Below are 11,301 nucleotides of genomic sequence, written 5' to 3'. Positions count from 1 at the left end.
CGTTTTATTTTCGCTGGCTGGAAGGGCTTTGCCTTTGCGGCAACCCAGTCTTTTTCTCGCTTCTCCCGTATCCTCAAAATGCTAGAAAAAAGACAGAATGCGTAAATTCTCCTCTAACGCTTCATAATTGTAGCAAACTGGATAAATTACTTGCTTAAGCCTCAAAAATTAGCCATCGCAGTTTGCACTAGATCCCGAGAAAATATGCTTCTACGATGTGTGGAGTCGCTCGGCCAGCTGATACCACACCAGTATTTCGAAATAACAATCGTTGTATGTGACAATAACAATCAACCGATGGCTGCGGAGTTGCTTACGAGCATCCAAGCTGCGGCCCAGCATCCAGTTGAATACGTACACGAAGCAAAAGCTGGGATACCTTTTGCTCGCAACGCAGCATTGCAGACAGCACGTTCACTTACGCCCAATTGGATTGCGTTCGTCGATGATGATGAAGTTCTAGACCCAAACTGGCTTGTTGAGATGGCAGAGGCAATACAAAATTGGCCTGCTGAGATCTATCACGGTTGGACACAATCAACTCCAGAAGACCTTGACGCACCTTGGGCATTTCATCGCCCTAAAAATAAGCGAGCATCTGGTGCTGTCATGGCAACAGCAGGTACCGATAACGTTCTTTTTTCAACTAAAGCAGTTGATGGCTTAATGTTTGACGAAGCCTTACGCTTTAGCGGCGGAGAGGACCTAGATTTCTTCTATCGTGCCACTGACCGTGGTGCAAAGATCATTTGGGTGCCGACTGCAATCGCTCGTGAAAGCACGCCTCTTTCTCGACTCTCTTTCCAATACCAGGTGCGTAGAGCATATTCTGTTGCTAATGTGCAGGCCTACATATCTCGCAAACGGTTGGGCGCACGTAGAGCAATTACCAAAACTACACCAAAAGCATTCGGGCGACTTTTGGGTGGCATTGCAGGCACACTTGGATCTAGTTTCATGTTGCTAGTCAACCAGCATCGAGGTCGCCAGATGCTACTTTCATCAGCAAAGAAAGTGGCATCTTCTATCGGGCTTTTACGGGGTGTAAACATGAAATTAGGCAACATTTACCAAAAAATCGACGGTTCTTAATCTCGATAGAGCTACAGACTTGAAACAGCTCTACCTACACAGCTTCACCATACTCATCACGCAGGATGTTTTTTTGGACTTTGCCCATGGTGTTGCGGGGGAGTTCGTTGATGATTAGGAGTTTTTGGGGGTGTTTGAAGCGGGCGAGGTGTTTTTTGACGATGGTCATGATCTGCTCGAGGTCAGGGTTCTTACCCTTTTCGGCAACAATTAATCCAAGCGGGGCTTCACCGAAGTCAGCATGGGGTATGCCGATCACAGCACTTTCATGAACACCTGGTTGCTCATCCAACAAGAGTTCAATCTCTTTTGGGTAGATATTGAAGCCGCCTGAAATGATGAGGTCTTTGTTGCGTCCAACAATGTGGACGTAGCCATCCGCATCCACCTTACCCATATCACCAGTGATAAAGAAGCCGTCTTCTCTCAGTTCTGCAGCTGTCTTCTCCGGCATCTGCCAATAGCCCTTGAATACGTTTCGACCACGAACTTCAATAACGCCGATACTGTCTTGAGGCAGTTCCACGCCCGTCTCAGGATTGGTGATCTTGAGCTCGACACCTGGAAGAGGAAAGCCAACTGTGCCTGCACGCCGCTCCCCATCGTAAGGGTTCGACGTACTCATGTTGGTTTCTGTCATGCCATAGCGTTCCAAAATGCGATGTCCTGTACGCTCTTCAAACTGGTGATGTGTTTCTGCCAGTAACGGCGCACTACCAGAGGTGAACAGACGCATATGAGCTGTCAACTCATTCGTGAAACGCTCATCCGCTAACAGCCGGGTATAGAATGTCGGCACACCCATCATGGAAGTGGCCTTAGGCAGAAACTGCAGGATGGCATCTTGATTGAACTTCGGCAGGAAGATCATCGCCCCGCCAACTGCAAGGATCACATTGGTCGCCACAAACAGGCCATGCGTATGGAAGATCGGCAAAGCATGCAGCAGTACGTCATCTTTTGAGAACCGCCAGTAGTCAACCAGAACATCCGCATTGGACAGCAAGTTGTCTTGCGTCAACATCGCCCCTTTGGAGCGGCCCGTTGTGCCTGACGTGTAAAGGAACGCTGCGAGATCCTGCAGATCTCGCTCTACAGTCTCAAATGTAGTTGGGTGGCCTTTGGCTTCTTGCATGAACGATCCAGAGCCATCTCCATTCAAGGTTTTAAGGAGAACACCTAGCTGGTCAGCCAATGGCTGCAAAGTCTCTGCATTCGCTCCATCGCAGACGAGAAGAGATGCTCCGCTGTTGTCGAGAAAGTAAGAGAGTTCATCACTGGTGTAGGCCGTATTCAAAGGCAGGAAGATGAAGCCTGCCTGCACACAAGCGGCATAAAGCGCCAAAGTCTCCGGTGATTTTTCAACTTGTGCAGCAACACGATCGCCCGGGTTCAGGCCATTTGCGACCAGTGTGTGCGCCAACTGTGCGGTTGTTGCCAAGAACTGGGCATAAGTAAGAGTAGTGCCATCTTGAAGCAACAGGAACGGCTCCGTTTTGGACGCGTGGATCCCAAACAAACGATCATAAAGCGGGTTTGCCATGCGACTGCCTTTCACTATTACAACAGACCTTCACCAACCTCTTCATATGAGACACTGGTATTGATTCATTGAGATAAGACTAGTGCGAACCTATGGCCCTGAACAGGGATACTTCTCCCCGAACTCTCGTAGTAACGGCAACGAATTGTCCAACAGGCATTCTCGCTCTATGCTGTCTGAATTGACTTAGGAAGCAATTTTCAAAATGACCCATCGCACGATTTTTACTGATCCGGATCTGGCACAATTTTATGAACTGACACCGCGTGATCGTGCTGATCACACCTTTTGCAAGGAGCTTGCCAACGGGGCACGCTCTGTTCTCGACTTAGGGTGCGGCACTGGAGAACTCACCGTTCAGCTCGCTGAAGGTCGCCATGTCGTTGGTCTGGACCCGGCTGCAGCAATGCTGGAACTTGCAGGCAAGCGCCAAAATGGGGAGCGAGTTCAATGGATACAGGCGGACGCCCGCTCATTTGAACTGGGAGAAACGTTTGACCTGATCTGCCTGACAGGACATTCCTTTCAATTTTTCCTGACTGAAGAGGACCAGCTTGCGGCGCTTAAGATGATTGCAAAGCAACTGAGCCCCGAAGGCCAGTTTGTCTTTGATACACGCAACCCAAACTTTCCGGATAGGAAGACGCGTTGTAAGGAAGAAACTCTGAGCCAGACGCAACACCCGGACCTCGGTGCGATTGAGAGCTGGAACATCTCAGAATATGACGAGGTTACTCAGACGCTAAGTTTCACTAATGCTTACAAGCAGCTTGAGACTGGCGAGATTTTCAGCGCGCCCTCCCAAATCAAGTACACGACACAAGACAAGGTAGACCAGCTCCTTGAAGAAGCCGGCTTATATGTTGAAACGTGGCTGGGCGAATGGACAGGCGAACCTTACCACGCAACCTCGCGCGAGATCATTCCCATAGGCAGAAAAGCCTGAAACTATCGTTCAATCCGCGCCAGAGCGAGACCAATGCCAGACCCGATAAAGAGTGTGCCAGTGAGTTTGTTTCGCAAATGACCGATGCTCTTAAAGAACGGTGTTGCAGACCGAGCCAGAGCCGCCCAACACAGATCTCCACCTAGAATAAGAAGAAGGTAGATCAGCGCTGGCTGTGCTAGTGCGTAGCTCGTGCTTTGATCTCCAACGAACTGAGGGAGGAAAGCTGCGCTGAACACGAGCGTTTTTGGGTTGATCATGGCGAGCAGCATGCCCTGCCAGAATAACCTGCGCAAAGGAGTGGTGCTGGCCTCTGCATTCGCCAGCATATCCGCTCGCTCACGCCAGGACTTGATACCCAGATAGATCAGATAGGCTGCACCAGCCCATTTTACCCACAAAAAGGCATCAGCAATAAGTGTCAGGAGAGCTGTGAAACCCAGCACCACAATGCTCAACTGAACCGCAACACCAAGTGTGGTGCCCAGCACCGTAACAGCCCCGAAGCGGAAGCCATGGCTGATGGTATTGGCGGCGATGAGCGCCACGTTGGGGCCTGGAATCGCCACCAGAGCCGCAGTTGCAATCACAAGCGCAAATATCATCTCAACAGACATTTGTTCCCCTCCCAAACATCACGCCAGTTTGGGAGGTTCTTTTTGCAAATGCAAGCTATGCCTTTGGTTGGCTGAACGGACTGCTAATGAACAGCCGCAAGCTTATCTGGATTGCGCTGCGCGTAGATTGCATTGACCTGCATGTTATCATCATAGCCAAACGTGAAGGTCGTGATGATGCCTGTGCCGTCAACGGTGATCAAAGACAGACAGGCATTGAGTTCTTCTACCCAGGCTCTGCCACTGTTTGCAGCAGGTGAAATTGCCTTTTCGATAAAGCCAAGCACCTGCTCCAGCCCAACAAGTGGTTTTGGAACAGCGTTGACCTTGCCGCCGCCATCGGAAATAAGAGCAACATCAGCTGCCAAAAGTTTGGAGAGTTCTGCTGTTTCGCCGGTTTCCAGCGCGCTTTGGAACACACTCACCATGGCACGCTGTTTTTCTGGCGGTGCCACAAAGCGCTGAGATTTCTGCTGAACGTTGGCCTTTGCCCTTGAGACCAGCTTGCGGCAACTGGCGGGTGTAACTTCCAGAATGTCCGCAACTTCCTCATAGCTGGAGGCAAACACCTCGCGCAGCAGGAAGGCAGCCCGCTCTTTTGGCGCAAGACGTTCCATCACCAGAAGGAACGCCATGGTGAGGCTTTCGGAAAGCTCTATTCTGTCTTCCGGCGTGTCCTGCGTTGTGGTGTGCAGAGGCTCGGGCAGCCACATACCAACGTAATTTTCGCGTTTTTTACGGGCAGATTTGAGTTGATCGAGTGCTTTACGGGTGCAAACCGTTGTTAGCCATGCATCCGGGTTGGCGATGTCGTCTTGCACCGCAGCCGACCAGCTGAGATAAGTTTCCTGCACCACGTCCTCGGCTTCTGCCGTGGAGCCCAACAGGCGATAAGCCAGCCCCATCAACATGGGTCTGGCCTGTTCAAATACACAAAGTGATTTGTCTGATTTCATGATCAATGGTTCGATATCGCAATCCGGTTCCAAAGGTTGATCATACCAACCATTGCCGTCAGGGTGGAAATTTCCTGATCGCTGTAATGCTTTTTCAACTCCTGACGCAAACGAGACAACTGATCTTCCTTATTGAGTTCGGTCAGTGCCTCGGTCCATTCAAAGGCCAGTTTTTCTTTTTCCGAGAAGTCATCGCAATGACGCCAGATGATCAAGTGATCCAGACGTTCGCTGGTTTCACCAGCTTTGCGGGCATCGCGGGTGTGCATCTTTACACAAAACCCGCAACCGTTGATCTGGGAAGCCCGCAGCAGAATGAGGTGATGCAGTTTTTCGTCAAACCCAGTCGCAGCAATGGTTGCTTCCACGCCCTGCAGGGCTGTCATGATCTGCGCACCGCTCTCATAGTGATTGATGGTGGTGTGAACGTTCATCGTCATCTCCAGTGATTGTTTTGTTGCGTTCACTGGGTCGACGATACGGCTCCTTCAGATGTGACGTGGTGATGAGAAAAAACCAAACTCTACACCTCAAAAAGTTCAGGAGAGCGGATGACGGTAGACAAGATCGACCGGATCGTGACGTTGTGCATCAGGATCGATCACAGCTCCCATCCGTTCAGCCAGCTTCCGGGAGCGATCATTTTTAGGGTCGATGTAGCTGACGAGCGTTTTTAAACTCAACCTATCAAAGGCCCATTTACGCATGGTTTGAGCCGCTTCCAATGCATATCCGTGTCCTTCAAAGCCCTCATAGAGGAACCAGCCTAACTCGTGCTCTGGAAAAAGCGGCCCGTGATTAAGCCCCACCTGACCAACGGTTTTGCCCGTGGTCTTATCGTCAATCATCAAAGCACCGTGACCAAACAAGACCCAATGCGCGATATCATGACTAAAGATGCCCCAGGTCACATGCTTGGGTGTTGGGCCGCCCATAAACTGCGAACGCTCGGATTGCATCAACTGCTCATAGGCAGGCCAGTCTTCAATTGTCATCGGCCTTAAGCGCAATCTTTCTGTTTCGAGTGTTGGTATCACAGTCATTTGATCAGTCCAGCAATGAAAAAAGGAATCTCTGAGCGTAGTGTCATTGACGAACAATATTCCGGGAGCTGCTTTGTAAAAAGCAAATTTTAATCTGGCACACAGGGAACTTTCGAGGTGGACTAAGCGTTCAGGAGTGATGTCCAAGATCTTGTTTTTGATTGCACACTTGATTTCACTAAGGATTCACCCATCTGTTGAGATGAAAAAGGCAGCCCGAAAAACTGCTCGTTCCCATTTGCACATATTCAATACGGAGCCACAATTTCATGAGTGATAATAAAGAATATACCCCACCAAAAGTTTGGGTGTGGGAACAGAAAAACGGCGGCCAGTTCGCAAACATCAACCGCCCTATCGCTGGTCCAACCCATGACAAAGACCTGCAGGTTGGCAAACACCCGCTGCAGCTTTACTCGCTGGCCACGCCAAATGGCGTGAAAGTCACCATCATGCTGGAAGAGCTTCTGGCCGCAGGTTTCAGCGAAGCAGACTATGACGCATGGCTGATTAACATTGGCGAAGGTGATCAGTTCTCCAGCGGTTTTGTTGACGCAAACCCGAACTCCAAGATTCCGGCACTGGTTGATCACAGCACCGAAACACCAATCCGTGTGTTTGAATCTGGCTCCATCCTGCTGTATCTGGCAGAAAAATTCGGCGCTTTCCTGCCGAAAGATCCGGCAGCCCACGCAGAAGCTATGAACTGGCTGTTCTGGCAGATGGGTTCTGCCCCATATCTGGGCGGTGGTTTTGGCCACTTCTACGCTTATGCGCCAGAGAAGTTTGAATACCCGATCAACCGTTTTGCTATGGAAGCAAAACGCCAGCTGGACGTTCTTGACCGCAACTTGGCCGAGCGCCGCTTTATGGCTGGCGACGAGTACTCCATCGCAGATATCGCGATCTTCCCATGGTACGGCGCACTGGTGCTCGGCTCCCTCTACAGCGCTGCTGAGTTCCTCTCCGTTGACGAGTACAAGAACGTGAAACGTTGGGCAGAAGAAATCGCTGAGCGCCCTGCCGTTAAACGCGGCAAACGCGTCAACCGTACCTGGGGTGATGAGGACCAACAAGTCCCAGAACGCCACGACGCAAGCGACCTGGACCCAAAACCAGCCTCTGAAAAAGCGTAAATCGCTTAGTCAGAAATGAAAAACGCAAAACCCGGCTTCGATGAGGCCGGGTTTTATTTTTGCATGCTTTAACCGAAGAACCATTGCACCGTTCCAATCAGAAATGGCAAGTTAGGTATCCCTGTAAAAAATGAGATCGCCCCCAACAGTAGCAGCGAAGATACGTTCAAAAACACGAGTAGTACCGCGACACATTTTCCCAGAAATTCCAAAAAACTAGCAAGATACAAGTTAAACAGATTCATAAGAACAAGCAGAGAGATGACAACCAGTGTGAAGCTGGTATCGACATGAACTGGAAGCGCAATTAGTAAGTTCCTCGCAAACCTGATTAAGTAAGCTAAAACCCAAGGAATGAGCGTGTTATTCAACGCGAGCAAATGGTATTTGTTGCTCAGGTCTATTTCGATAACTCGATTAAATCGCATACCTACTCACTATCAATAAAAGTCGACATCATTTTCACATAGGCCCTTGCGGGTAACTGATGACTGCCACGGTTCTACTCTATTCGATCATAGGTACTTTATGTGGGCCCGACTTATGAGTGTAACTGGTATGTATTTCGATCCAGCCCTGTGCACCACCATTCTTTTCCAATCGGAAATTGCGGTAGTTCAATTCCTCGCCTGTCTCACGGGTTTAAGATTTGTTCCAAAGAGCAAAAAGGAACGAACCCATGTCGGAGCTTCTCAAACGGTTTAAGGGTATTACGGAAGACCCAGGCCTCTCCTTTACGCAAAAGGCGCGTTATCTCTCGCTGGAGGCAGAAAACTCTCTACCTTATCCTGAGCTTGATGAGGAAACCGCCAAGGCATTGGAAGAGCGTGTTATCTGCGACATGTACGAGGGACATGCGCCGTTCAAACCGCGCTATGTGATGCCCGACTATTCGGTTGTTCTTGAAAAAGGCAGCACCTTCCTGGAGCTGGACCCAGCCACCACGCTGGATGAGGCCATCAACTCCCTGATGATTGCCTATCATCACGTGCCGTCCGTCACCAACATGCCGGTTTTCATTGGCCGTCTCGACAACCTGTTGCTGCGCTTTTGTGACGATGTCAGTGATGAAGACCTTTACAAAAAGCTGAAGCTGTTCTGGCGCTATCTGGACCGTGTGCTGCCGGATGCATTCATGCATGCCAATGTGGGGCCAACCGACAACCGCGTTGCCCGCACCATCATGCGCATTGATGCGGAGCTGAAGCAGATCGCGCCAAACCTGACCTTCATCTGGGATCCGGAAGTCAGCTCAGACGAAATCTTCTCTCAGGCCTGCGAAAGCATTATTGAATGCTCCAAACCGCACATCGCCAATAACCCGCTGCATCAACCGCTGTTTGACGAGTACGGCTACGGTGTTGCCAGCTGCTACAACGTGTTGCCACTATGCGGTGGGGCGTCCACACTCACCCGCATTAACCTACGAGAAGTGGCGCGTCGCTCCAAAGACACGGCGGACTTCTTCGAGAATGTTCTTCCAAAATACATTGACCTCAACTTCCGCCTGACCGAAGCGCGGATTGATCACCTCTTCAACAAATCTGGTTTCTTCGAGGGCTTCCTTGTGAAAGAAGGCTGGATCAGCCGAGATCGCTTCACCGCCATGTACGGCATCTTTGCTATGGCGCAGTGCGTTGACGAGTTGCAGGCCAAGGAAGGTCGCTCCGGCAAATATGGGCATGATGAGACTGCTAACCAGCTTGGCCATCGCATCTCCAAAGTACTGTTCGAGGCTGTTGAAGCCCGCCCAATGGAAAACTGTTGGCGCGGCAAGGCTATGCTTCACTCTCAGGCAGGACTGAGCGATGATGACGGCTGCACACCGGGTGTTCGCATCCCGTATGGCAGCGAGCCAGACCCAGTCACCCACGTACAGGCACTGGCAGAACACCATGCGTTCTATCCATCCGGCGTCTCAGAAATCCTGACGCTGGATGAGACCATCGAGAACAATCCGGCAGCACTGGAGCAGCTGGTGAAAGGTGCATTCTCACTGGGCTTCCGCGAGTTCTCCGCCAACGTCTCCAACAATGATCTGGTGCGCATCACCGGGTATATGGTGCGCTTGTCAGATATTGAGAAATTCAAGGAATGTGGCGGGTCTCGCATAAACACAACCGTGCTGGGTGCAGAAGCGGCTGATAAAGGTAAAATACTGGAGCGCGCACCACGGGTGATGAGCCATGAACTTGCCCCTCGCTACAGTCAGTAAGGTTCTGAAGTTCTCTTGCGTGGACGGGCCGGGCAACCGGCTTGTCCTGTTTCTGCAAGGCTGCAACTTCGCATGCCCAACCTGTCACAACCCGCACACTATGAAGCTGTGCAATGATTGCGGTGACTGCGTGCCAGAGTGTCCAACCGGCGCTCTAACCATTGTGCAGGGCAAAGTGGTGCACGACCCCAATATTTGCGATCAGTGCGATCGGTGTCTGGACGTCTGCCCCATTAACGCCAACCCCAAGGTCACGCAATACAACGTTGACGATGTTCTGGCGCTTCTATACCAGAACAAACCCTTCCTGAATGGCATCACGATATCCGGCGGGGAAGCAACCACACAGCTGAAGTTCATCATCGCTTTGTTCACGGCGATCAAAACAGATGAAAAGCTGAAGGATCTCACCTGCTTCATCGATAGCAACGGCTATCTGCCCGAAGCTGCGTGGAAGACTGTTCTGCCCGTGACCGACGGCGTGATGTTGGACATCAAAGCCTTCGACAACACCCTACACAGCCTACTCACCACCCGCAGCAATCAACGCGTCCTGGCCTCCGCCAAACAGCTCTTTGCAGCAGGTAAACTGCACGAACTACGTTACCTCCTCATCCCGGGCCGTACGGACAGCTCTCAGGAAATCAAGGAACTTGCTGACTTCGTTCGTGCGCTGGACTCTGCGACCCCCTTACGCCTCAACGCCTTCCAACACCACGGTGTCAAAGGCGAAGCCCTCACCTGGCCCACTATGAAAGAGCCAGATACTGAGCGAATTGCAGCAGAGTTGAGGTCCGCAGGGCTGACAAATGTGGTGGTGCCGGCGGTGTATATCTAAGCCTTCCGCTGCATACGGAACTTCTGTGGTGAGACGCCGATAGCGGCTTCGAAGGCGCGGGAAAAGGCGCTTCGGCTGCGGAAGCCGATGAGGTGGGAGACGCGTTCGATGGGATGATCAGTCTCCACCAGCATGGCGGAGGCCCGCCGCATACGTACATCGCGCAGGAGTTCCATTGGGCCACTGCCGTAGGCCTCCTGAAACCGCTTGGCGAAGCCGCTTCGGCTCATACCTGCGAGGGACGCAAGGCTCTCAACGGAGTGCGGTTCACCCGGCGCATCAAGGAGGTGCCTGAGCACCGGCCACATGCGCGGATCACGTAGCGCTGCCATCCATTCCAATCCGCCGTGCTGGTCATTGAAGCGTCGGCGAATGAGCTCAATCATGCATTGCATCAGCAGCGCGCGCACCATGGCGAGGCTTCCAGGCGCAGGGTTGGCAAGCTCCAATAGCAAACGTCGGATTGGCGCTTCGCAGGCATCTTCTCCAGCCTGGTTCTCGACAATTGGTTCCTGCACCAGATCAATCAAGTTCTCCATCTGCCGCAGGCTAAGCGAGATACGGGAGCAGATGGCGATGAGCTGGCCCTTGTCCTGCTTGTCACTGTTATGGATCAGGTGTGCCATTTTCAGCTTATCTGGGTTGCAACTGGGGATGGGATCGTGAACCCGCCCAAAGCTCCGCAAGACGTGCTTTTTGAGCGCAGGCACAAGGATCAGTGAGCCTTTGCTGACCGGAATGGCAGGCCGCCCGGGCAACACAAGCTCCCCTTCCCCGGCCAGCACATAGTGCAGCGTCGCCAAAGGGTCTTTGTCCAGATCAAGATCGCAAGCGCCATTGAGTTCACACAAAGCAAACGGGTGCGCCTGTATCTCCATTTCATCGAGAATAAAATGAATATCCATGCTTGTACCT

The 11,301-nt window shown here is 51.6% G+C and carries 11 protein-coding genes; 5 read left to right on the top strand and 6 right to left on the bottom strand.

The window, feature by feature from the left end; translation table 11 throughout:
• Positions 1–150 precede the first annotated feature (150 nt).
• The gene (locus BM231_RS12220) at positions 151–1,092 is read left to right on the top strand and encodes a glycosyltransferase family 2 protein (RefSeq protein WP_159437962.1); all 942 of its coding nucleotides are present in this window, start codon (positions 151–153) and stop codon (positions 1,090–1,092) included.
• Between the two features lie 34 nt (positions 1,093–1,126).
• Here the strand turns inward: BM231_RS12220 and BM231_RS12215 are convergent, their stop codons facing one another.
• Entirely contained in the window at positions 1,127–2,635 is a 1,509-nt protein-coding gene (locus BM231_RS12215; RefSeq protein WP_093519693.1) for a malonate--CoA ligase, read from the bottom strand.
• A gap of 205 nt (positions 2,636–2,840) precedes the next feature.
• On the opposite strand from BM231_RS12215, the gene BM231_RS12210 reads away from it, so the two are divergent.
• Positions 2,841–3,581 (top strand): class I SAM-dependent methyltransferase, encoded by a 741-nt coding sequence (locus BM231_RS12210; protein ID WP_093519691.1) that lies wholly within the window; start codon positions 2,841–2,843, stop codon positions 3,579–3,581.
• A 2-nt stretch (positions 3,582–3,583) separates the two neighbouring features.
• Here BM231_RS12210 and BM231_RS12205 read toward each other — a convergent pair whose 3' ends face one another.
• The 4 genes from BM231_RS12205 to BM231_RS12190 form a co-directional block, all read right to left on the bottom strand.
• Positions 3,584–4,198, bottom strand: coding sequence for a LysE family translocator (locus tag BM231_RS12205; RefSeq protein ID WP_093519689.1), 615 nt, complete (start codon positions 4,196–4,198; stop codon positions 3,584–3,586).
• Between the two features lie 83 nt (positions 4,199–4,281).
• Positions 4,282–5,154 (bottom strand): RNA polymerase sigma factor SigJ, encoded by an 873-nt coding sequence (gene sigJ / locus BM231_RS12200; protein ID WP_093519687.1) that lies wholly within the window; start codon positions 5,152–5,154, stop codon positions 4,282–4,284.
• A 2-nt stretch (positions 5,155–5,156) separates the two neighbouring features.
• On the bottom strand, positions 5,157–5,588 hold the full coding sequence (locus tag BM231_RS12195; RefSeq protein WP_093519685.1) for a carboxymuconolactone decarboxylase family protein: 432 nt from the start codon (positions 5,586–5,588) through the stop codon (positions 5,157–5,159).
• A 105-nt stretch (positions 5,589–5,693) separates the two neighbouring features.
• Positions 5,694–6,197 (bottom strand): GNAT family N-acetyltransferase, encoded by a 504-nt coding sequence (locus tag BM231_RS12190; RefSeq protein ID WP_093519683.1) that lies wholly within the window; start codon positions 6,195–6,197, stop codon positions 5,694–5,696.
• Positions 6,198–6,466: 269 nt separating this feature from the next.
• On the opposite strand from BM231_RS12190, the gene yghU reads away from it, so the two are divergent.
• From yghU to BM231_RS12165, 3 genes are all read left to right on the top strand, one after another.
• Positions 6,467–7,333, top strand: coding sequence for a glutathione-dependent disulfide-bond oxidoreductase (yghU, locus tag BM231_RS12180; protein ID WP_093519681.1), 867 nt, complete (start codon positions 6,467–6,469; stop codon positions 7,331–7,333).
• A 679-nt stretch (positions 7,334–8,012) separates the two neighbouring features.
• The gene (locus tag BM231_RS12170) at positions 8,013–9,548 is read left to right on the top strand and encodes a YjjI family glycine radical enzyme (RefSeq protein WP_093519677.1); all 1,536 of its coding nucleotides are present in this window, start codon (positions 8,013–8,015) and stop codon (positions 9,546–9,548) included.
• Positions 9,520–10,386, top strand: coding sequence for a YjjW family glycine radical enzyme activase (locus BM231_RS12165; protein ID WP_093519675.1), 867 nt, complete (start codon positions 9,520–9,522; stop codon positions 10,384–10,386). Before BM231_RS12170 ends, BM231_RS12165 begins: the two co-directional genes overlap by 29 nt.
• Here BM231_RS12165 and BM231_RS12160 read toward each other — a convergent pair.
• Complete coding sequence (locus BM231_RS12160; protein ID WP_093519673.1) at positions 10,383–11,291, bottom strand: AraC family transcriptional regulator; 909 nt, start codon at positions 11,289–11,291, stop codon at positions 10,383–10,385. The two genes, BM231_RS12165 and BM231_RS12160, sit on opposite strands and share 4 nt — an antisense overlap.
• Positions 11,292–11,301 lie beyond the last annotated feature (10 nt).

This window comes from Pseudovibrio ascidiaceicola, from assembly GCF_900114245.1.
Taxonomy (GTDB): Bacteria; Pseudomonadota; Alphaproteobacteria; order Rhizobiales; family Stappiaceae; genus Pseudovibrio; species Pseudovibrio ascidiaceicola.
This window is presented reverse-complemented; position numbering and strand designations above follow the sequence as displayed.

Bases quoted from the DNA above. Each gene is read 5' to 3' on its own strand.
- BM231_RS12215 (WP_093519693.1), bottom strand. From the start codon at position 2,635: ATGGCAAACCCGCTTTATGATCGTTTGTTTGGGATCCACGCGTCCAAA.
- BM231_RS12210 (WP_093519691.1), top strand. From the start codon at position 2,841: ATGACCCATCGCACGATTTTTACTGATCCGGATCTGGCACAATTTTAT.
- BM231_RS12205 (WP_093519689.1), bottom strand. From the start codon at position 4,198: ATGTCTGTTGAGATGATATTTGCGCTTGTGATTGCAACTGCGGCTCTG.
- sigJ (WP_093519687.1), bottom strand. From the start codon at position 5,154: ATGAAATCAGACAAATCACTTTGTGTATTTGAACAGGCCAGACCCATG.
- BM231_RS12195 (WP_093519685.1), bottom strand. From the start codon at position 5,588: ATGAACGTTCACACCACCATCAATCACTATGAGAGCGGTGCGCAGATC.
- BM231_RS12190 (WP_093519683.1), bottom strand. From the start codon at position 6,197: ATGACTGTGATACCAACACTCGAAACAGAAAGATTGCGCTTAAGGCCG.
- yghU (WP_093519681.1), top strand. From the start codon at position 6,467: ATGAGTGATAATAAAGAATATACCCCACCAAAAGTTTGGGTGTGGGAA.
- BM231_RS12170 (WP_093519677.1), top strand. From the start codon at position 8,013: ATGTCGGAGCTTCTCAAACGGTTTAAGGGTATTACGGAAGACCCAGGC.
- BM231_RS12165 (WP_093519675.1), top strand. From the start codon at position 9,520: ATGAACTTGCCCCTCGCTACAGTCAGTAAGGTTCTGAAGTTCTCTTGC.
- BM231_RS12160 (WP_093519673.1), bottom strand. From the start codon at position 11,291: ATGGATATTCATTTTATTCTCGATGAAATGGAGATACAGGCGCACCCG.